Origin of the sequence: Devosia limi DSM 17137 (assembly GCF_900128975.1) — a bacterium.
GTDB classification, from domain to species: Bacteria; Pseudomonadota; Alphaproteobacteria; order Rhizobiales; family Devosiaceae; genus Devosia; species Devosia limi.
Genome location: NZ_FQVC01000003.1, coordinates 1 through 20,563, shown reverse-complemented (window position 1 = coordinate 20,563; position 20,563 = coordinate 1). Strand labels below are relative to the sequence as shown.

Below are 20,563 nucleotides of genomic sequence, written 5' to 3'. Positions count from 1 at the left end.
TTGTGACAGTTTCGTCCAGATGGTCAAAAATTGAGTTGGAAATATCGTTGTCTTTGCAGGTGCCGCACAGAGGGCCCTGAATTGACCACGCCGAACAAGCCGGCCGGTCGCGTCAAGTCAATGCGCGGAAACAATTGGTGAAGTTGCCGCTGACGGTAAGCCTGTCGTCCTGTTACTTTAGATTTATTCTAAACTATTGGAAAGCAATTGCTTTTTTAAGATGACAGGCGTAGTCCGGTTTGAAAAATCACTCAGGAGGCTGCCCCATGATCTCGTCCGGCCAGCGCACGCTGCGCAGCTTTGCCATCGCCCTTGCGCTTTCCGTCGCCCCGATTGCTGCCTATGCGCAGCAGCCGGCCGAAAGCGCCGTGCTCGCCAGCTATGCCGATATTGCCCATGCGGGCTTTGAGGATGCGCTGATCACGGCCAGGACACTGGACGCCGCCATTGACGCGCTGATCGCCGATCCCAGCGTAGCGACGCTGACCGCAGCGCGCGACGCCTGGAAGGCCGCCCGCATTCCCTATCAGCAGACCGAGGCGTTCCGCTTCGGCAATCCCATTGTCGATGAGTGGGAAGGCCGCGTGAATGCCTGGCCGCTGGATGAAGGCCTGATCGACTATGTCGATGCCAGCTATGGCAGTGAGAGCGACAGCAATGCGCTCTATGTGGCCAATGTCATCGCCAATCCCATCCTGACCGTCGATGGCGTCGCGGTCGACGCGACCGAGATCACCCCGGCGCTGCTGCAGGACAGCCTGCAGGAAGCCGCCGGGATCGAGGCCAATGTGGCCACCGGTTACCACGCCATCGAATTCCTGCTCTGGGGGCAGGACCTCAATGGCACCGGCCCCGGCGCCGGCAATCGCCCGTTCACCGATTATTCGACGGCTGACCATGCCGATCGCCGCGCCGCCTATCTCAAGGCCGCCTCGACCCTCCTGGTCAGCGATCTTGAGGAAATGGTTGGCAATTGGACCACCGATGGGGCCGCCCGCGCGGCGCTGCCCGAGCTGGGCATCGCGGCCATCCTGACCGGCATGGGCTCGCTGTCCTTTGGTGAAGTGGCTGGCGAGCGCATGAAGCTGGGCCTGCTGCTGCATGATCCTGAAGAAGAGCATGACTGCTTCTCGGACAATACCCACATGTCCCACCTCAATGACGCCATCGGCGTGCGCAATGTCTATGAGGGCAAATATACCCGCGTTGACGGTACGGTGGTTGAAGGCCCGTCGCTGTCCAACCTGATCGCCGCCAGGGACGCCGCGCTCGATACCGAGATAACCGCGCTGCTCGATGACACCGTCGCCAGGATGAATGTCATGGTCGCCCGCGCCGAAGCCGGCGAGGCCTATGACCAGCAGATCGGCGAAGGCAATGTCGAGGGCAATGCGGTGGTTCAGGCCGCCATTGACGGGCTGATCGCCCAGACCCGCGGCATCGAGCGCGCCGTTGCCCTGTTGGAACTGGCCGATGTGACCATCGAGGACAGCGACTCGCTGTCCAACCCGGATGCCGTATTCCAGTAATCGGCACGGCCCCGGCCGTCGAAACAAACCCGGAGTCATTCCCGCGCAGGCGGGAATCCACTCTTGCCGGACCGGCGGCAAGCCGACAAAGAATGGATTCCCGCCGGCGCGGGAATGACACTGTGGATTTGCCATGCATGCTCGCCTCACCATAGCCCTGGTTGCCCTGCTCGCGTCCGGTCTCGCCTTTGCCGAGACCGGCACCGGCGCGCGCACAGACCTGACGCAAAAGGATCTGGCGCGGGTGCAGGCGGTGACGGCGCCGACCAGAGATTTCTCCAAGCCCGAGAGCTTCGAGGCCAAATCGGCTGGCGCCGGCACGACGACCAAGATCGTCAATGCCGATGCCTTCTCCCATTTCATGGCCAATCTGAGCTTCGAGCAGGAAGAAAGCTTCAAGCTGGGCAATGCGCTGTTCCGCAAGCTCTGGGTCAGCTCGCCCTCCTCGACGCAGGCCTCGGACGGGCTGGGGCCGCTGTTCAATGCGCGCGCCTGCCAGAGCTGCCATCTCAAGGATGGGCGCGGGCACACGCCGTTCGACGCCACCCGCGAAAGCGGCGTCTCGATGTTCCTGCGGCTCTCCGTGCCGCCGGGCGACAACGACACGCGACTGGCGCTGGATGGCGTCGTGGCGGGGGAGATCGGCGATCCCGTCTATGGCACGCAATTGCAGGATTTCGCCGTGCCCGGCCTGAAGGCCGAGGGGCGGATGGTTGTCGACTATACCGACCTGCCGGTGACGCTGGGCGATGGCAGCGTGGTCATGCTGCGCCAACCGGCTTATTCGGTGGCCGATCTCGCCTATGGTCCCCTGGCCGATGCCGTGATGCTCTCGCCGCGCGTGGCGCCGCAGATGATCGGGCTGGGGCTGGTCGAAGAGATTCCCCCAGAGGATATCCTGGCACTGGCCGATCCCGATGATCTCAATGGTGACGGCATTTCCGGACGCGCCAATTGGACCATCGATCCCGAAAGCGGCAGTGTCATGCTGGGCCGGTTCGGCTGGAAAGCCGGCATGGCGACGATCCGCAGCCAGTCGGCGGCGGCCTTTGCCGGCGATATCGGCATTTCAACGCCGCTGGTAAACCTGCCGCATGGCGACTGCACCGAGCGGCAGACCGAATGCCTCGCCCTGCCGACCGGCGAGCAAGCGCGGCTGGGTGTTTCCGAAGCCCCCGATCCGGTGCTGGACCTCGTAACCTTCTATTCGCAGACCCTGGGCGTGCCGGAGCGGCGCGATGTGGGTGAGCCAGCGGTGCTGCGCGGCAAGGCGGCATTCTATGGCGCCGGTTGCGCCAGCTGCCACACGCCAAAATTTGTTACCAGCCGGGCGGCGGAAAATCCGGCGCATAAATTCCAGCTGATCTGGCCCTATTCAGATTTCCTGCTGCACGATATGGGCGAGGGGCTGGCCGACCACCGGCCGGAAGGTCTGGCCGATGGTTATGAATGGCGGACACCGCCGCTTTGGGGCATCGGGTTGACGCAGACCGTCTCGGGCCATACCCAATTGCTCCACGATGGACGCGCGCGCAACGCCACCGAGGCCATATTGTGGCATGGGGGCGAAGCGCAGGCGGCCCGGGATGCCTTTGCCGGCATGGAAAAATCCACCCGCGATGACCTCATCGCCTTCCTGGAGTCGCTCTGATGCGTCTCGTTATTGCCTTGTTCCTGGCGCTCTGCGCCCAGCCGGTGCTGGCCCAGGCGCCGGCCACGGTCGCTGCGCCGGCCACGGTCACGCCGCAGGCGACTGCGGTGCTGCAGGCTGCCGTCAACAGCGTCATCCGCCCGGCCATGGTGGATTTCAAGAACCGCTCCAGCGGGCTGGTCAGCGCCATGACGGCGCTCTGCACCGTGCCCTCGCCGGGGGCGTTGATGATCGCCAAGGGGCAGTTCCGCCAGACCGCTCTGGCCTATGGGCGGATCGAGCCAATCCGGATTGGCCCGCTGATGGAAGACAATCGCGCCGAGCGGGTGTTGTTCTGGCCGGACCGGCGCGGCATTGCGCTGCGGCAGGTGCAGGCGATCCTGGCCGAGAGCGACGAGACCGCGACCGATCCAAACACCCTGCGCGACAAAAGCGTCGCGGTACAGGGTCTGGGGGCGCTGGAATATGTGCTGTTCGGCACCGATGCGCTGGTGCTGCAGGGGCCCGAAGGGGCGTTTCGCTGCCGCTATGGCAAGGCCATCGCCACCAGCATTGCCCGCGTCGCGCAGGAACTGGCGGTGGGCTGGTACGATCCCGATGGGATTGTCCAGCACCTGACATCGCCCAATCCGGCCAATGCGGATTACCGCACCGAAACCGAGGCACTCGAAGAGCTGGTCGGCATCCTTTCGCATGGTGTCGAGGCGGCGCGCGACCAGCGGTTGAGGCCGTTTCTGGCGCAGGGCGATGCGGCGGCCAAGCCGAAGCAGGCGCTGTTCTGGCGTTCGGGGCTGACCATGCCGATGCTGCGAGCCAATCTGGAGGGTCTGCGTGACCTGTTGCTGCGCTCGGGCGTCGGCAAGCTGGTCGGCACCAGGGATATCGGGCTGGAAAACAGCATTGCCTTCGAGTTTCGCAATGCCGGGCGGGCGCTGGAGATCGTAACGCTGCCGGTCGAGGCCGCGGTCGAGGATGAAAAGCAGGCCTTTGCCCTCAATTATCTGCTGCTGGTCACCCAATCGCTGCAGGGCATGATCGGCGAGCAATTGTCGGGTGCCATGGGGCTCAGCGTCGGCTTTTCGGCGTTGGATGGCGACGGCGGCTGAGATGTGGCAGCGGCGGGCATTCCTCAAGGCTGCGGGCGCCGGGTTTGCCGCCAGTCTGTTGCCCCGCCAGGCCCTGGCGCTGGAGCGCAATGAGCTGGTGTTTGCCTCGGCGGTGCAGACCAGGGCGGGTGGTTACGGCGCGGTGCTGCTGGGCGAGCGGGGCGATGTGATCGCCAGTATCGACCTGCCGGATCGGGGGCATGACATCACCTTTAGCCGCGCGGCCGGGCGCGGCGTGGTGTTCGCGCGCCAGCCGGGCACCTTTGCCGTGGTGTTCGATCCGGCGGGGCAGGCGGCGCCGATCACGCTCACCAGCCCCGAAGGCCGTCACTTTTACGGTCATGGCGTGTTTTCGCCGGACGGAAAACTGCTCTACGCCACCGAAAGCGATTTCGAGGCGGCGCAGGGCGTCATCGGGGTCTATGACGCGACCGGCGACTACAAACGCATCGCCGAATATCCCACCTATGGCACCGGCCCCCATGAACTGCTGCTGATGCCCGATGGCAAGACGCTGGTCATTGCCAATGGTGGGATCGAGACCCATCCCGATTTCGGCAAGGCCGAGCTGAACCTTCAAACCATGGACCCGTCAGTGGTGTTCGTCGATGCCGGCAGCGGCGCGCTGGTCGGGCAATTGCGGCTCGAAGCGGGGCTGCACCAGCTGTCGATCCGCCACATGGCAATCGATATCCGGGGCCGCGTCTGGTTCGGCTGCCAGTACAAGGGGGCGCCCAGCGCCAGCCCGCAACTGGTCGGCTATGCGACATTGGATGGCGATATCCAGCTGGTCGAACTGCCCCCCGATACGCTGCGTGATCTGCGCAATTACGTCGGCTCGGTTGCAGTTTCAGCCGATGGCGAAACGGTCGCCATCTCCTCGCCGGGAGGGAACCTGCTGGTCGCCATCGATGTGGCCGGCGGCAAGCCAGTCCTGGTCGAAACCCTGCGCAGCGGCTGCGGTCTGGCCGCCGACAATGCCGGCTTCGTGGCGACCAGTGGACTGGGTGACATGATCGGCCTTGCCGGGGCGGAACGGCAAGCCCGCAAGTTCGATTTCGCCTTTGATAATCACATGTTGCGGGTGGGGTAGGGCCTTCGCCCTATGCCCATTTCTCCCACCGGGTCATTCCGGCGCAGGCCGGAATCCATGCTGAAGGCTATCAACACCATCCAGTCTTTCGATAGGGCTCAGCATGGATCCCGGCCTGCGCCGGGATGACATCGCGGGTGCGGATGCGCTCTGAGCAGTGTGGAGCGTTCACAAACTACCGCGGTGCCGGCCCTGACGACTCCCGCAGCACCAGTTCGACCGGCCAGAGCTCATGGATCTCGCTTACCGGCTTACCGCCCAGCACCTGCAGGATCAGTTCGGCAATGCGCACCCCGGCCAGGCGGATCGAAGAGCGGGTGGTCGACATGGTGGGGTACATGTTGTCGGCGTTGAGATAGGGGAAGACGTCGTCATGGGCGATCATCGACACATCGGTGCCCAATGTCAGCCCGGCCTGGCGGATGGCACGGAACACGCCCAGGGCGGTCATCATCGAGCCAGCCAGAAACGCCGTGGGGCGCGGCTTCAGCTGCAGCATGGCCTGGGCCAGCCGGAACGCGACTTCGTCGGTGAAGATCGAGTTGGCCATCAGGGCTGGATCGAAGGGCACGCCACGCGCCGACAGCGCCGCGAGATAGCCGATTTCGCGGTGCTCGGAGAATGTCCGCCCCTTGGCGCCATTGAGCAGGGCGATGCGGCGGTGGCCGAGATCGAGCAGGTGCGAGGTGGCGCGCTCCACGGCGCCGGTATTGTCGATGTCGAGCCAGGCGACGGGGCGGCGCCCATTGGTGCGCCCATGCAGCACGAAGGGGATGTTGAGGTCCATCAGCAGGTCGGCCCGCTCATCGACCAGCCGGGGCGAATGCAGGATGAAGGCGTCCACCTTCTGGCTGGCGGCGGCGCGGCGATAGGCGGCAATCTCGTCCTGGTAGGTTTCCACCGTCGAGACGACGATGTCGATCTCCTCCTCGGCCAACCTGCCGCCGACCCCGCCAAGAAACTCGCTGGTGTGGGGGCCGAACTCGGACGATCCGCGCAACACCATGCCAATGGCGCCGGTGCGGCCAGTGGCCAGCCGCAATGCATTGGCATTGGGCCGATAGCCCAGCCTTGCGGCGGTTTCGGCGACGCGCAGGCGGGTCGCCTCGTTCACTTCCGGGTAGCCATTGAGGGCCCGGCTCACGGTCGTCTGCGACAGGCCGAGATGTTCTGCGAGATCTTTGAGTCTCATTGACTGAATTGGCCCGGGGTTTCTAGCGCTGATGCGGCGGCCATTGCGCCCACCTGCTCAACTGCGCATTGCCATAGGGCACACAGGCCGCGTTGAACAAGCGGTTCCTGCAACTCTCCTCCAAAGCCATTCAAAGCGATTTCAAATTTTGGCGCAAGGCCCGAATTTATCACGAATCGGGTGAGGTGCGTACGTCAGCTGCTGGTGGGCTGCTTGTTAATAAATCCCAGGGCGGACCTTCGTATGCTATTGAAATGCATAGAAAATCCAAAGATGCCGACAAGAATTCCTAAACAGGCTCGCAGTCTGTGCTTGACAGAAAATTGGCGCTCTGGTTGATTTTCGTTCAAAGCGCTTTGGAAACTCGTGTGGCACAGTCCACCGTCCACTGTGTTTTTCGAGGGAGGACATGCCGATATCAGCTGACGCCATTGGCGCCCGGCTGCGTTGGTAATCCGCCCCGCAACATGGTTCATTCGGGAGGATTCTATGAAAATCAATAAGCTGCTTGCTGGTCTGCTCACGAGCGTCGCGCTTGTTGGCGGCGCGGCGCAGGCTGCCGAGCTGTCGATCGTTTCGGGCGATACCGGTAATGGCCTGGCGTTCCTGCGCAGCCAGCTGGACAAGTTCGAGGCTGCGACCGGCAATACCGTGACCGTTGTGCCGATGCCGTCTTCGACTTCCGATCAGTTCGGCCAGTATCGCCTGTGGCTGGCGGCCGGCAATAGCGACATCGACGTCTACACCACCGACGTGATCTGGGCACCGCAGCTTGCCGAGCAGTTCCTCGACCTCACCGAAGCGGCCAAGGACGTCGCCGGCGACCACTTCCCCTCGATCATCGAGTCGCAGACCGTGGACGGCAAGCTCGTTGCGATCCCGGCCTATACCGATGCGCCAGCCCTGTTCTACCGCAAGGACCTGCTGGAAAAGTACAATAAGGAAGTGCCCAAGACCTGGGCTGAGCTCAAGGCAACCGCCCAGGAAATCATGGATGGCGAGCGGGCTGACGGCAATGCCGACATGTATGGCTTCGTGTTCCAGGGCAATGCCTATGAAGGCCTGACCTGCAACGCCCTGGAATGGGTCAAGTCCTATGGCGGCGGCCAGATCGTCGAGGCCGATGGCTCCATCTCGATCAACAACCCGCAGGCCGCAGCGGCGATCACCGAAGCTGCCAGCTGGATCGGCACCATCTCGCCGGAAGGCAACCTGGCCTATCAGGAAGAAGAAAGCCGCGGCGTGTGGCAGCTCGGAAATTCCGTGTTCATGCGCAACTGGCCTTATGCCTACGCTCTGGGTGAAGGCGCCGACTCGGCCGTTGCCGGCAAGTTCGACGTGGCTCCGCTGCCGGCAGGCGAAGGCGAAGGCGCACGTTCGGCCGCAACGCTGGGCGGCTGGAACTATGCCGTGTCCAAGTACTCGCAGGACCCGGACGAAGCCATCAAGCTGGCTCTGTTCCTGACCTCGCCGGAAGTGCAGAAGGAACGCGCCATCCAGCAGACCAACCTGCCGACCCTGGTTGCGCTCTATGATGACGCCGATATCGCCAAGGCGGCGCCAATCATCCCGAACTGGAAGGAAATCTTCCAGAACGCGGTGCCGCGTCCTTCGGCTCCGACCAAGACCGATTACAACGAAGTCTCCTCGCAGTTCTGGAGCGCGGTGCACAACACCCTCTCCGGCAATGGCACTGCTGCTGAAAACCTCGAAATGCTCGAGCTGCAGCTGACCGAACTCAAGGGTGCTGGCTGGTAAGACCTCCCGCCAAGCCAGCAATGCGGGCGGCTGGGACCGTCCTGGCCGCCCGCATTGTCTCAATGTTCGACCATCAAGGGGGTAGACAATGACGACCGAAGCGATCGCACCGCCGGTAGTCGTGCCGGGCCGGGCCATCAAGTCGGAACTGATGCGGCAGCGTGCGCGCGCCGCCCGATGGTTCCTGGTGCCAATGATGATTGCGCTGGCAGTGGTGGCCGGATGGCCCTTGCTGCGCTCCATCTGGTTCTCGTTCACTGATGCGTCGCTGACCAATCTGGTCGGTGCCAATTTCGTCGGCTTCAACAATTACCTGCGCTGGACCACGCTGGCGAGCGGCCGCACGGTGTTCCAGGGCCTGCTGGTTGATCCCGCCTGGTGGAACGCGGTCTGGAATACCCTCCGTTTTGCGGTCACCTCGGTGTTCTTCGAGGCGCTGTTCGGCATGGCCGTGGCGCTGGTCCTGAACGCCGAGTTCAAGGGGCGCGGCATTGTGCGCGCCGCCATTCTCATTCCCTGGGCCATTCCCACCGTGGTCTCGGCCAAGATGTGGAGCTGGATGCTCAACGACCAGTTCGGCATTCTCAACGACCTGGGCATGCGGCTCGGCCTGTTGAGCCAGAAGGTCGCCTGGACCGCCTCGCCCGAGACGGCGATGACCGCGGTGCTGGTGGTCGATATCTGGAAGACCACGCCGTTCATGGCGCTGCTGATCCTGGCCGGCCTGCAGATGATCCCCAAGGACATCTACGAAGCCGCCGAGATCGACGGTGTGCATCCGGTCAAGCAGTTCTTCAAGATCACCCTGCCGCTGGTGCGGCCGGCGCTGATGGTGGCGATCATTTTCCGCCTGCTCGATGCGATGCGCATTTTCGACCTGATCTATGTGCTGACGCCCAATAGCGTCGCCACCAAAACCATGTCGGTCCTCGCGCGCGAAAACCTCTTCGATTTCGACAAGTTCGCCTATGGATCGGCGCAAGCCACGCTGCTGTTCCTGATCATTGCCGGGATGACGATCCTCTATATCTGGCTCGGCAAAGTCCGATTTGACGGGGGAGATCGCTGATGGTCGGCACATTCGATCTGTGGGGCCTCACCAAGACGGTGCTGTTCTACGCACTGGTGGTCTTCATCGTCGTGGTCTCGGTGTTCCCGTTCTACTACGCCATCCTGACCAGCTTCAAAACCGGCACGGATCTGTTCCGCGTCACCTATTGGCCGACCTCGTTCAGCTGGGAAAACTACCTCTCCGTACTCAGCCAGGGCAGCTTCCCGCGCAATCTGTGGAACTCGATCTTTGTGGCCTCGGTCACGGTGATCCTGGCGCTGTTCATCGCCATCACTGCGGCGTTCGCGCTGTCCCGCGTGCGCTTCCGGGGCCGTGGACTGCTGCTGATGACCATTCTGGGCATCTCGATGTTTCCGCAGATCGCGGTGCTGGCGGGCCTGTTCGAAGTGGTGCGGTTCCTGGGCATCTACAACACGCCCTGGGCGCTGATCTTCTCCTACACGATCTTCACGCTGCCATTCACCGTCTGGGTGCTCACCACCTTCATGCGTGATCTGCCGATCGAGATCGAAGAGGCAGCCATTGTCGACGGCGCCACGCCCTGGGTGATCATCACCCGCGTGTTCATGCCGCTGATGTGGCCGGCGCTGGTGACCACGGGCCTTCTGGCCTTCATCGCAGCCTGGAACGAGTTCCTGTTCGCGCTGACCTTCACCTCGTCCAACCTCACCCGCACCGTGCCGGTGGCTATTGCGCTGCTGTCGGGCGGTTCGCAGTACGAAATCCCGTGGGGCATCATCATGGCTGCCTCCGTCATCGTCACCGTGCCGCTCGTGGTGCTGGTGCTGATCTTCCAGCGCAAAATCGTCAGCGGCCTGACCGCCGGCGGCGTCAAGGGCTAAGGGACACAAACGAAATGGCAAATATCCAGCTCAAGAATCTTCGCAAGTCCTTCGGCGTCGTGGAGGTCATCAAGGGTGTCGATCTCGATATCCGCTCGGGCGAATTCATGGTGTTCGTCGGTCCGTCAGGTTGCGGCAAGTCCACGCTGCTGCGCCTGATCGCCGGGCTCGAGGACATCACCTCGGGCGAACTGGTGTTCGATGGCGTCCTGGTCAATGGCCTGGCCCCATCCAAGCGCGGCATCGCCATGGTGTTCCAGTCCTATGCGCTCTATCCGCATATGACCGTCTACGACAACATGGCGTTCGGACTGACCCTCGAAAAGGGCAACAAGGACGACATTCGCAAGCGCGTCGAGCGGGCCGCCGACATGCTGCAGATCCGGCAATATCTCGATCGCCTGCCCAAGCAGCTCTCGGGGGGGCAGCGCCAGCGCGTCGCCATTGGCCGGGCCATCGTGCGCGATCCAAAGGTCTTCCTGTTCGACGAGCCGCTGTCCAACCTCGATGCGGCGCTGCGCGTCGCCACCCGCATCGAAATCGCCAAGCTGCATGAGAGCATGCACAACGTCACCATGGTCTATGTGACCCACGATCAGGTGGAGGCCATGACCCTGGCCGACCGCATCTGCGTGTTGCGCGATGGTATTATCGAGCAGGTCGGCACGCCGATGGAGCTCTATGAGCGCCCGGACTCGATGTTCGTGGCCGGCTTCATCGGCTCGCCCAAGATGAACTTCATCGGCGGCAGCCATGCCGAGCCGTTCGGGGCCAGCACCGTCGGCATTCGCGGCGAGCACCTGGTGATCAAGCCCAGCGATGGCGTCTGGAGCGGGCAGGTGATCCACACCGAAAATCTGGGGGCCGACAGCTATGTCTATCTCGAGATGGGCACCGAGGAGCCGGTGGTCGTGCGCCTCGACGGCAAGAGCGAATATCGCAGTGGCGAAACCGTCCACATCTCGCCGATGGAGGACAAGATCCACCGCTTCGATGCGGCCGGCAGGCCGATCCGCTGATGCAAGCGGCGGGCATTGCCCGCCGTGCTCTCTGGCGGGGGGATGACACCCCGCCAATGTGATCGGCGGGGTCACGAGCCTGCCACGATCCATTTCTAATCACCTCGCCAACCACATATCCGGGGCCTGGCGGGAACCGAAAGACGTCGGCACCGTGACCGGCACCGACGAGACATTGCCGTGGCGGACGGGCCTCCCTCCTGTGACTGCGCGGCGACAAGACAGCACCTATCCATAGGAGACTAACAATGCCGATCCGTACCCTGGTCTGGGGCGAAAACGTTCACGAGCAGAAAAACAAGATCGTCGCCGACAACTACCCCACGGGCATGCACAACCAGATCGCCAAGCTGTTGTCGAGCGACAGCAATATCGTGGCCAAGACGACCACCCTGCAGGACCCCGAGCATGGCTGCTCGGTCGAGGCGCTGGCCAATACCGATGTGCTGATCTGGTGGGGCCACGCCGCCCATGGCGAGGTCAAGGACGAGATCGTCGAGCGCATCGCCAAGCGGGTCTGGGAAGGCATGGGCCTGATCGTGCTGCATTCGGGCCATTTCTCCAAGATCTTCAAGCGCCTGATGGGCTCGCCCTGCGCGCTGCACTGGCGCGAAGCGGGCGAACGCGAACGCCTCTGGGTCACCAATCCCGGCCATCCTATCGCCAAAGGCCTGCCGGCCTATTTCGAGCTGGAAATGGAAGAGATGTATGGGGAGCCCTTCAGCGTGCCCGAGCCGCTGGAAACGGTGTTCGTCTCCTGGTTCCAGGGCGGCGAAGTGTTCCGGAGCGGCCTGACCTATCGCCGTGGCGCCGGCAATATCTTCTACTTCCGCCCCGGCCACGAAACCTACCCGACCTATCACGACGACACGGTCGGCCTCGTGCTGCGCAATGCGGTCAACTGGGCCTATAATGCCAACCAGTATCCGGGCCTGCTCGAAGCCCCCAATACCCCGGTCGACGAAGCCCCCGAAAAGATCGAAGAGCGCGGCCCCAAGCTGCATCACGGCCGCGAGGAAGGCTTCAAGTAAGTCGATACCAACCACAGGGTCACCCCGGCGCAGGCCGGGGTCCATGCTGAAAGCGTGGGACGCGTGGTGCGTCTGCAGCATGGATGCCGGCCTTCGCCGGCATGACACCGCGTTTTAGGCAATATCGCGGCCAGTGCCGCTCAGGGAATAAGATTATGCGGCTGCTCATTCTGGGTACCGGAGGCATGGCCAACCAGCATGCCAAACATTTTGCCGCCATTGACGGGGTAACCCTGGTGGGTGGCGTCGACGTCGATCCGGCGCGGGTCGAGGCGTTCAACCAGGCGCATAATATCGAGCGCGGCTTCGGCTCGCTCGATGCGGCGCTGGCCTGGGGCGAGTTCGATGCCGTGGCCAATGTCACCCCGGACTCCATCCACCATCCGACCACCATGGCCGCGCTCAATGCCGGCAAGCATGTGTTCTGCGAAAAGCCACTGGCGACCGACCATGCCAAGGCGATGGAAATGACCGAGACCGCCGAGCGGCTGGGCCTGATCAACATGGTCAACCTGACCTATCGCAATGTCGCGCAATTGCAGAAGGCGCGCGAAATCGTCGCCTCCGGCCAGATCGGCAAGGTCAAGCATTTCGAGGCCAGCTATCTGCAGTCCTGGCTGGTCAGCAAGGCCTGGGGCGATTGGCGTACCGAAAGCCAGTGGCTGTGGCGCCTCAGCAAGAAGCACGGCTCCAACGGCGTTCTCGGCGATATCGGCGTGCACATCCTCGATTTCGCCGCCTATGGTGCCGGCAGTGATTTCTCCAATGTGTTCTGCCGCCTGGAAACCTTCGACAAGGCCGAGAACAACCGCATCGGCGAATATGACCTCGACGCCAATGACAGTTTTGCCATGACCGCGCAGCTGGAGAACGGCGCGCTGGGCGTGATCCACGCGACGCGCTGGGCCACCGGCCATTTCAACGAGCTGCGCCTGCGCATCTATGGCGAGCTGGGTTCGGTCGAAGTCCAGCACCGCCACGACTGGTCCAAGCTGGTCACCTGCCGCGGTCCCGATATCGAAACCGGCACCTGGACCGAAGTGGACGTCGAGCCGGTCCCGACCAATTACATGCGTTTCGTCGAAGCCTTCCGCGTCGGCCGGAATCTCGAGCCGAGTTTCCGCCACGCCACCAATATCCAGAAGGTGCTCGACCTCGCCACCGTCACCGACCGCGACCGGACCGAACACCGGGTCTGATGGATGCTGGACGCCGTGTCCTTCGACACCAAACCCCGCAGTCATCTCCCTCCCCCTCGAGGGGGAGGGATCAAGGGTGGGGGTGCTGCGCCCGCCCCACACCCCAAGTCCAGCCGGAACCGCAGCACCCCCACCCTAACCCTCCCCTCAAGGGGGAGGGGACCGACTGGGAGATCGTACCAAGCAGCGGAAATACCGATGGCGACGAGTAGCGGACGCTGCCTGATCTGACGCCAACGCCCGCAGTCATCTCCCTCCCCCTTGAGGGGAGGGATCAAGGGTGGGGGTTCTGCGCCCGCCCCACACCCCAAGCCCAGCCAGAACCGCAGCACCCCCACCCTAACCCTCCCCTCAAGGGGGAGGGGACGCCGACTGGGAGATCTCGTCCAGCGACGGGCGCATCTCAACAGAAACCCCTCAACCCCTTGCAACCAAACCAAGAACTTACGACTTATCCAGGTAATCAAAATGGAGCGTCACCATGAGCATTCTCTGGGCTATCATCGTCGGGTTCTTCGCAGGGCTGGTCGCCAAGTGGATCACCCCGGGCGACAACAAGCCGAGCGGCTTTATTCTCACGACCGTGCTGGGCATTGTCGGTGCCGTGCTGGCGACCTGGCTGGGGCAGGCCATCGGCTGGTATCAGCAGGGTGACGGCGCCGGTTTCATCGCCTCGATCGTCGGTGCAGTGATCATCCTTTTGGCCTGGACCCAGATCGCCCGCCGCGTCTGATCGGCACCATCGAGGCATAAAAAAGGGGCGCCGCGCGGCGCCCCTTCCGTTTAGGCCTGGGAGTAGAGCCTATTTGATCTCGGTGATGCGGCCATCGGTATAGGGCGTGTATTCGCCGCCCAGCTTGGCGATGTATTCGGCAACGACCTGTTCCAGCGGCGGGCCGAAGTCATAGGGATTGTCGCCTTCGGCAAAAGTGCCATAACCGTCGCCGCCGCCACGCACGTAATTGTTGGTGACGATGGTGTAGGTGGCTTCTTCATCGATCGGCACCCAGGCGTCACCCTCGCCCTTGATCAGCACGTCGCTGACGCGGCTGCCGGCCGGCTGCTTCAGGTCGAACGAATATTTGAGGCCGGCGACCTGGGCAAAGCGGCCGGCTCCGTTTTCGACATCGCTGACGCCGTTTTCGAGCGCTTCGATGACGTCGGCGCCCGAGATCTGCACGGTGGCCAGGGTATTGGAGAACGGCAGGACGGTCAGCACGTCGCCGACGGTGATTTCACCGGCGTCGATCGACGCACGGATACCGCCGCCATTCTGGAAGGCGATGGTGGCGCCCTGGCTGGCAACGCGATCCAGGATGGCGTCGGCGAGCAGATTGCCCATCGAGCATTCCATGGCGCGGCAGACTTCACGCGAGCCTTCGAGCGGCGCGGTGGTGGTGCCGATGACCTGGCTGGTCATTTCCTCGATCGGGCCCAGCAGGGCCGCAAGTTCGGTCTTGAAGGCCTCGTCGGCCTTGACCGAAGCGTCGATCAGGAACGGCTCGCCCTCGGCCTTGGTGACGACGCCATTGTCATCCCAGGTAATGGCGATATCGCCCAGATATTTGCCATATTGGTTGGCCTGCACCACCGGTACTTCCACGCCATCGGGATTGGTCACCATGGTGGGGTAGGGGCCGGCGGCGCCTTCGGCGGTGTTGGACAGCAGGGTATGGCTGTGGCCGCCGACAATCACGTCGACCAGTGGCAGGGCCGCGGCGACCTGCTGGTCGATAGTATAGCCGATATGGCTGAGCAGGATGATCTTGTTGACGCCAGCGGCGTCGAGCGCCTCGGACGCGCCGCGGACATATTGGATGACATCGTGGAATTCGATGTCCTCGGTCGAGGCGATTTCAGGGGTGTCCTCGGTGGTGGCGCCGATGATGCCGATCTTTTCGCCGCCGACATCGATGACGATGGAGCCCTTGATCTTGCCAGCCAGGTTGGGGTCACGGGTGACATCGAAATTGCCGCCAATGATGGGGAATTCGGCGGCCTCGATGAATTTCATGAATTCTGCGGGGCCGTCATCGAATTCGTGGTTGCCGGTGGCAACGACGTCGAAGCCCATCTGGTTGAAGAAGTCCGAAACGACCTTGGATTTGTAGGTGGTGTAGTAGAGCGAGCCCTGGAAGTTGTCGCCGGCCGACAGCAGCAGCGAATTGGCGCCATCATACTTGGCGCGGGTGTCGTCGATAATGGTCTTGAGGCGGGCAATGCCGCCGAAGCATTCGCCCTTGGCGTCGGTCTCGGCGTCGCAATTGGAGTCCGAGCCGGTGATCGGATCGAAGCGTGAGTGGAAATCGTTGATATGCAGGATATTGAGTGTGAATTCGGCATAGGCCGCGCTGGAAAACCCGACGCACATGGTCAGCGCCGTGGCGCCGAGAAGTAATTTCTTCATCCCTGTTATCCCTTGTTGATTTTCGACTGCATTCCCTTGTCCGCGCGGGGCGTCCCGCTCTCAGGTCGGACCGCCCAAACCGGTCCCGCCCTTGCACGCTGAGGCAGGAGTTAATCAGGAATATGTGACGGGCGAAAGTGGACCTTTTGGTCAAATTCGTCGGGCCCGTCAGGTACCGGCCTGGGGCTGCGGCGGCATGACGGGGTTTCAAAGCCGGCCCAGTGCGCTAATCTCCGCCCGTTTGATTTGGCGGGGTACGGCATGCGCACAGCATTGATTGTCTATGGCGGCTGGCAAGGGCACGAACCCGAAGAATGCGCGGCGATCTATCGCCGCTGGCTGCACGAGGACGGCTTTTCGGTGCGCATGGCCACCGACACCACGGCCTTTGCCGATCCGGCGATCCATGATCTGTCACTGATCATCCCGATTTTCACCATGTCCAAGATCGCCAAGGAAGAGGTCGAAAACCTTACCAGGGCGGTGCAGGGCGGCGTGGGGCTCGCCGGCCATCACGGCGGCATGAGCGATGCGTTTCGCGATGCGGTCGAGTACCAGTTCATGGTTGGCGGGCAATGGGTGGCCCATCCGGGCAATATCGTCGACTACACGGTCGATATCGCCAAGCCGGACGATCCGATCATGGCGGGGATCAAGTCGTTCCCCTATACCTCCGAGCAGTATTACATGCATGTCGACCCCGCCAACGAGGTGCTGGCGACAACCACTTTCAGCGGCGAACACGCGCCCTGGATCGAGGGCGTGGTGATGCCGGTGGTGTGGAAGCGCCGGCATGGCGCGGGCCGGGTGTTCCATTCGACGCTGGGCCATCAGGCCAAGGAGTTCGAAGTGTCCGAAATGGCCACGATCCTGCGGCGCGGCATCAACTGGGCGGCGCGCGACGAGCAGGTCTAGCCGCTACCAGCGCAGCAGCAGCCGGCCGAGCACGGCGCCCAGCGCGCCGACAATGAGGATGCCCAGCGTGTACCAGAGCGCCAGGAACATCATGCCGTTTTCGCCGCAGGCGAAGGAATAGGCCCAGGCTCCGGTGCCGCCGGCCATGATACCGGCGGCAAAGCCGGCCAGGGTCGGATTGGCGGGGGCGAAGCGGCGCAGCGCCAGCATGGTTGCCAGCAGCACCGGCAGCGACAGCACCACGATCCGCCACGGACAGACGAGCGCGGTCCCCCCCAGGATCAGCACCGGCATCTCCTCGGCGCTGGCGCTGGCCAGCTGGATGACGGCCCCAACCAGCAGCAGCGCCAGCAGGGCAAGACCGGTGCGCCAGGGCCAGCGCGTCACGCCGTCCGGACGGGCGAGCGCCAGCGTTGCCGCCCCGCCCAGAATAGAAAGGGCCAGGGTGTAGCCGAACTTGGTCCAGAACATCATGGTCATCGGCGCGGTGGCGATATCGGCGCGCGGGCCCAACCATGTAATCATCGCGGTGATGGCAATGATGGCGCTGAGCAGGACCGCCCCCAGCAGCAGGCGCTGCATGGCGCGCGGACGCACCGGCTTGAGGTCAGCGCTCAGACGCGCGATCAGCTCATCAGTCATTTCTCACCTCCGCCAAAGCGGGCGACCAGCGATCGAAGCCCCCGGTGAATGGAGACCTTGGCGGCCGTCTCGCTCATGCCATGGGCGGCGGCGGCTTCGGCAACCGAGACGCCATCGATGCGGGTGCGGCGAATGAGGTCGCCGGTGCGGGCCGGCATGGTGTCCAGCACCACAGAGAGATCGCGGCGGGCCAGCGCATCGGCATTGTCATCATGTGCGAAGAAGGGGGCGTCATCGTCCAGCGGCACGGTCAGCCGGATGGACTGGCGGCGCACATGGTCGACGAATTTATGATGCGCCACCGCATGCAGCCAGGCGGTAAGCGGGCGCGTCCGGTCATAGGTCATGCGGCGGGTGTGGATAGCCAGCAGAGTCTCCTGCACGAGGTCCTCCGCCTGCGCTGCAAAGGCTGGCGTCAGCCTTCGGGTGAAATAGGGTCGCAGATGCGTGCCGAGTTCGGCCAGCAGTGTCCGATATGCCGCAGCGTCGCCGTCGAGCGAAGCCAGCATCAGGTTCCGCAAGCGCAACTCGGTTGAATCAGTCTGCATTGACCATCATTCGCTCCCTGCAGGGCAAAGGTTACATGCACATCGCATTTTTGCGAAACCTGGATTTGCCGATCACGAGCGAGTGAAGCTGTAACCCGGGGCGGGGCGGCGACGAATGACCGGGCATGAACCGCGCCGGATGGGCGTGGTCGAACCGAGGAGCCGATCATGACCCTTTCCCTGCGCTGCCTTTCCCTTGCCGCCCTTGTCAGCCTGTCGTTCGCCGCCGCACCGGCGGCCTTTGCCCAGGATGCGATGAGCCCTGCCGGAGCCATGGCCCCGGCCGCCGATGCCATGGCGCCGATGATGAGCGATGCCGAACTCAAGCTCTGTCTCGAACAGTCCGCCGCAATCACCTTCCCAGCTGCGATGCAGGCGGCAACCGATGCCTGCCATGGCGTCCACAACGGCGCCATGGGGGCAATGGGCGGCGATGCCATGGGGGCTATGGGCGGCGACGCGATGGCGCCTAAGCAATAACATTTAAGTGATATCTGTCATTCGTCCCGCCGGTTACCGTTGCTTATGGTGGCGGGGCGAATGCACCTGCCGCGCAAGGGGATAATGATGAGCGATGTGAGCCGAACGGCGCCTGAAAAAGGCCCACTGATCTATCGCCAGTCGATCTTCACCCGGTTGACGCACTGGATCTGGGCGATTGCGCTGTTCTTCCTGCTGCTGAGCGGGTTGCAGATTTTCAATGCCCATCCGTCGCTCTATATCGGCCAGCAATCGGGCTTCGAGTTCGACAATGCGGTGCTGGAAATCTATGCGGTCAATACCGATGCCGGCCCGCGCGGTCGCACCAGGGTGTTCGGGCAGGAATTCGATACCAGCGGCGTTCTGGGCATGAGCGGCGATGCGGCGCGACCGCAATTCCGCGGTTTTCCGGCGGCGGTGACCATTCCGTCGTTCCAGGATCTGGCGACTGGCCGTGTGGTCCACTTCTTTTTTGGCTGGGTGTTCGTGGCGGCGCTGTTCGTCTGGTTCCTGGCCAGCTTCATTAATGGCCATATAAGGCGCGATATCATCCCCAAGGGCGAGGATATCAAAGGCCTGCCGCGCGATGCGCTCGATCACGCCAGGCTGCGCTTCAAGCATGGCCGCAGCTATAATCCGCTGCAGAAGCTCGCCTATTTCGGGGTGTTCTTCATCCTGTTCCCGCTGATCATCCTCACCGGCCTCACCATGAGCCCGGGCATGGACGCGGCCTGGCCGTGGCTGCTCGACCTATTCGGCGGGCGGCAGACGGCGCGCACCATTCATTTCGGCGTCATGGTGTTGCTGGTCGCCTTCTTCATTGTGCACATCATCATGGTGCTGGCCGCCGGGCCGCTCAATGAATTGCGCTCGATGATCACCGGCTGGTATCGCGCCAGCCCCGGCACCCCCACCAGCGCGGGAGACAAGCCATGAGCGGCTTCAATATCAATCGCCGTCAGTTCCTCGGCGTCTCGGCCACTGCGGCTTCGGGCCTGGTGCTGGCGGGGTGCGACCAGTTCGATTTTCTCGGCCAGCGCGACAATCAGGTACGCGCCGTCCTGGAGCAGGCCAATGTGCTGACCTATCAGGTGCAGCGCCGGCTGATTGGCGCGCAGACCCTGGCGCGCGAATATGCACCCAGCGAAATCCGCCAGGGCCAGCGCCCCAACGGCTCCACCGATCCGACCACGGCGGAGTATATGTTCCTCAAGAACCAGAATTTCGCCGATTACCGCTTGACCGTCAAAGGCATGGTCGAGCGCGAGGTGAGCTTTTCGCTCGATGAATTGCGCAATATGCCGGCGCGCAGCCAGATCACCCGCCACGATTGCGTCGAAGGCTGGAGCTGCATTGCCAAATGGAGCGGCACGCCTTTGGGTGGGGTGCTCGACCAGGCCGGGGTCAAACCCGGCGCCCGGTTCTGCGTCTACCACTGCTACGACAATATCCAGCGCACGCTGACCGGGGACATCCTCTATTATTCCAGCTCCGACCTGATCGACGCCTACCACCCCCAGACCATCCTCAGCTATGGCCTCAACGACGCCGTGCTGCCGGTGTCCAATGGCGCCCCCATCCGCCTGCGCATCGAACGGGCGCTGGGCTACAAGCAGCCCAAATACCTGCACACCATCGAGCTGGTCGACGACCTCACCCCCTTCGGCCGCGGCAAGGGCGGCTACTGGGAAGACCTCGGCTACGATTGGTATGGCGGGATCTAGCCGGGGCGTGCCGCTCGACGCCAGATACCCCATCCACGTCATCCCGGCGAAAGCCGGGATCCAGTTTCCTTTTGCAGGCATCCCAAACCGGCCCCCGGCTTCCGCCGGTGTGACACCGATCGTGTTGTTCATCCCCCTCCCACCCCATCCACCGCGCTGCCCACGGGCCTGACCCGTGGGCCACTATCCCCACGGCACGCGCTGGCAGGGACTCACGGGTCAGGCCCATGGGCAGCCCGGCAAATGAAATCGTGATCGAGGCCGCTACCCGACAAACCCCATCCCCGCCCCCTCAAGGGGGATGGGGGCCCACTCCGTATGCGCTTCTCTTTGTTGCCCACGTAACCATCCCCCA

19 protein-coding genes are annotated in these 20,563 nt (G+C 63.2%); 15 read left to right on the top strand and 4 right to left on the bottom strand.

Annotation, left to right across the window (positions count from 1 at the left end; all coding sequences use genetic code 11):
- Positions 1–266 precede the first annotated feature (266 nt).
- From BUA69_RS05570 to BUA69_RS05555, 4 genes are all read left to right on the top strand, one after another.
- Complete coding sequence (locus BUA69_RS05570) at positions 267–1,529, top strand: imelysin family protein (protein ID WP_046135409.1); 1,263 nt, start codon at positions 267–269, stop codon at positions 1,527–1,529.
- A gap of 133 nt (positions 1,530–1,662) precedes the next feature.
- A complete protein-coding gene (locus BUA69_RS05565) occupies positions 1,663–3,180 on the top strand; it encodes a di-heme oxidoreductase family protein (RefSeq protein ID WP_046135410.1) in 1,518 nt (505 codons plus the stop codon).
- Positions 3,180–4,286 carry an imelysin family protein gene (locus tag BUA69_RS05560; RefSeq protein WP_046135411.1) on the top strand — a complete coding sequence of 369 codons (1,107 nt, stop codon included), beginning with the start codon at positions 3,180–3,182 and terminating at the stop codon, positions 4,284–4,286. Before BUA69_RS05565 ends, BUA69_RS05560 begins: the two co-directional genes overlap by 1 nt.
- 1 nt (position 4,287) lies before the next feature.
- Positions 4,288–5,379: a DUF1513 domain-containing protein gene (locus tag BUA69_RS05555; RefSeq protein WP_046135412.1), complete on the top strand. Its 1,092-nt coding sequence runs from the start codon at positions 4,288–4,290 to the stop codon at positions 5,377–5,379.
- A 175-nt stretch (positions 5,380–5,554) separates the two neighbouring features.
- Here BUA69_RS05555 and BUA69_RS05550 read toward each other — a convergent pair whose 3' ends face one another.
- Positions 5,555–6,571, bottom strand: a complete 1,017-nt coding sequence (locus BUA69_RS05550) for a substrate-binding domain-containing protein (RefSeq protein WP_046135413.1) — start codon at positions 6,569–6,571, stop codon at positions 5,555–5,557.
- A gap of 489 nt (positions 6,572–7,060) precedes the next feature.
- Here BUA69_RS05550 and BUA69_RS05545 point away from each other — a divergent pair, with 489 nt between their 5' ends.
- From BUA69_RS05545 to BUA69_RS05515, 7 genes are all read left to right on the top strand, one after another.
- Positions 7,061–8,329 (top strand): ABC transporter substrate-binding protein, encoded by a 1,269-nt coding sequence (locus tag BUA69_RS05545; protein WP_046135414.1) that lies wholly within the window; start codon positions 7,061–7,063, stop codon positions 8,327–8,329.
- An 88-nt stretch (positions 8,330–8,417) separates the two neighbouring features.
- Positions 8,418–9,398, top strand: a complete 981-nt coding sequence (locus tag BUA69_RS05540) for a carbohydrate ABC transporter permease (RefSeq protein ID WP_046135415.1) — start codon at positions 8,418–8,420, stop codon at positions 9,396–9,398.
- Positions 9,398–10,243 (top strand): carbohydrate ABC transporter permease, encoded by an 846-nt coding sequence (locus tag BUA69_RS05535; RefSeq protein WP_046135416.1) that lies wholly within the window; start codon positions 9,398–9,400, stop codon positions 10,241–10,243. Before BUA69_RS05540 ends, BUA69_RS05535 begins: the two co-directional genes overlap by 1 nt.
- A gap of 14 nt (positions 10,244–10,257) precedes the next feature.
- The gene (locus BUA69_RS05530) at positions 10,258–11,262 is read left to right on the top strand and encodes an ABC transporter ATP-binding protein (RefSeq protein WP_046135417.1); all 1,005 of its coding nucleotides are present in this window, start codon (positions 10,258–10,260) and stop codon (positions 11,260–11,262) included.
- Positions 11,263–11,510: 248 nt separating this feature from the next.
- Positions 11,511–12,293 (top strand): ThuA domain-containing protein, encoded by a 783-nt coding sequence (locus BUA69_RS05525; RefSeq protein ID WP_046135418.1) that lies wholly within the window; start codon positions 11,511–11,513, stop codon positions 12,291–12,293.
- 155 nt (positions 12,294–12,448) lie between these two features.
- Positions 12,449–13,492 (top strand): Gfo/Idh/MocA family protein, encoded by a 1,044-nt coding sequence (locus BUA69_RS05520; protein WP_046135419.1) that lies wholly within the window; start codon positions 12,449–12,451, stop codon positions 13,490–13,492.
- Positions 13,493–13,973: 481 nt separating this feature from the next.
- Positions 13,974–14,225, top strand: a complete 252-nt coding sequence (locus BUA69_RS05515; RefSeq protein WP_046134525.1) for a GlsB/YeaQ/YmgE family stress response membrane protein — start codon at positions 13,974–13,976, stop codon at positions 14,223–14,225.
- A gap of 69 nt (positions 14,226–14,294) precedes the next feature.
- On the opposite strand, the gene BUA69_RS05510 is transcribed toward BUA69_RS05515, so the two are convergent.
- Positions 14,295–15,899: a bifunctional metallophosphatase/5'-nucleotidase gene (locus BUA69_RS05510; RefSeq protein WP_046134526.1), complete on the bottom strand. Its 1,605-nt coding sequence runs from the start codon at positions 15,897–15,899 to the stop codon at positions 14,295–14,297.
- 261 nt (positions 15,900–16,160) lie between these two features.
- Between BUA69_RS05510 and BUA69_RS05505 the strand changes: the two genes are divergently transcribed.
- A complete protein-coding gene (locus BUA69_RS05505) occupies positions 16,161–16,814 on the top strand; it encodes a ThuA domain-containing protein (protein WP_046134527.1) in 654 nt (217 codons plus the stop codon).
- 3 nt (positions 16,815–16,817) lie between these two features.
- On the opposite strand, the gene BUA69_RS05500 is transcribed toward BUA69_RS05505, so the two are convergent.
- Both BUA69_RS05500 and BUA69_RS05495 read right to left on the bottom strand, forming a co-directional pair.
- Positions 16,818–17,456, bottom strand: a complete 639-nt coding sequence (locus BUA69_RS05500) for a DUF1109 domain-containing protein (protein ID WP_046134528.1) — start codon at positions 17,454–17,456, stop codon at positions 16,818–16,820.
- Positions 17,453–18,004: a sigma-70 family RNA polymerase sigma factor gene (locus tag BUA69_RS05495; RefSeq protein WP_046134529.1), complete on the bottom strand. Its 552-nt coding sequence runs from the start codon at positions 18,002–18,004 to the stop codon at positions 17,453–17,455. The genes BUA69_RS05500 and BUA69_RS05495 overlap by 4 nt, the downstream gene beginning before the upstream one ends.
- A gap of 168 nt (positions 18,005–18,172) precedes the next feature.
- Here BUA69_RS05495 and BUA69_RS05490 point away from each other — a divergent pair, with 168 nt between their 5' ends.
- From BUA69_RS05490 to BUA69_RS05480, 3 genes are all read left to right on the top strand, one after another.
- Positions 18,173–18,484, top strand: a complete 312-nt coding sequence (locus tag BUA69_RS05490) for a hypothetical protein (RefSeq protein ID WP_046134530.1) — start codon at positions 18,173–18,175, stop codon at positions 18,482–18,484.
- An 87-nt stretch (positions 18,485–18,571) separates the two neighbouring features.
- On the top strand, positions 18,572–19,420 hold the full coding sequence (locus tag BUA69_RS05485; RefSeq protein ID WP_046134533.1) for a cytochrome b/b6 domain-containing protein: 849 nt from the start codon (positions 18,572–18,574) through the stop codon (positions 19,418–19,420).
- Positions 19,417–20,208, top strand: a complete 792-nt coding sequence (locus BUA69_RS05480) for a molybdopterin-dependent oxidoreductase (protein ID WP_046134531.1) — start codon at positions 19,417–19,419, stop codon at positions 20,206–20,208. The genes BUA69_RS05485 and BUA69_RS05480 overlap by 4 nt, the downstream gene beginning before the upstream one ends.
- Positions 20,209–20,563 lie beyond the last annotated feature (355 nt).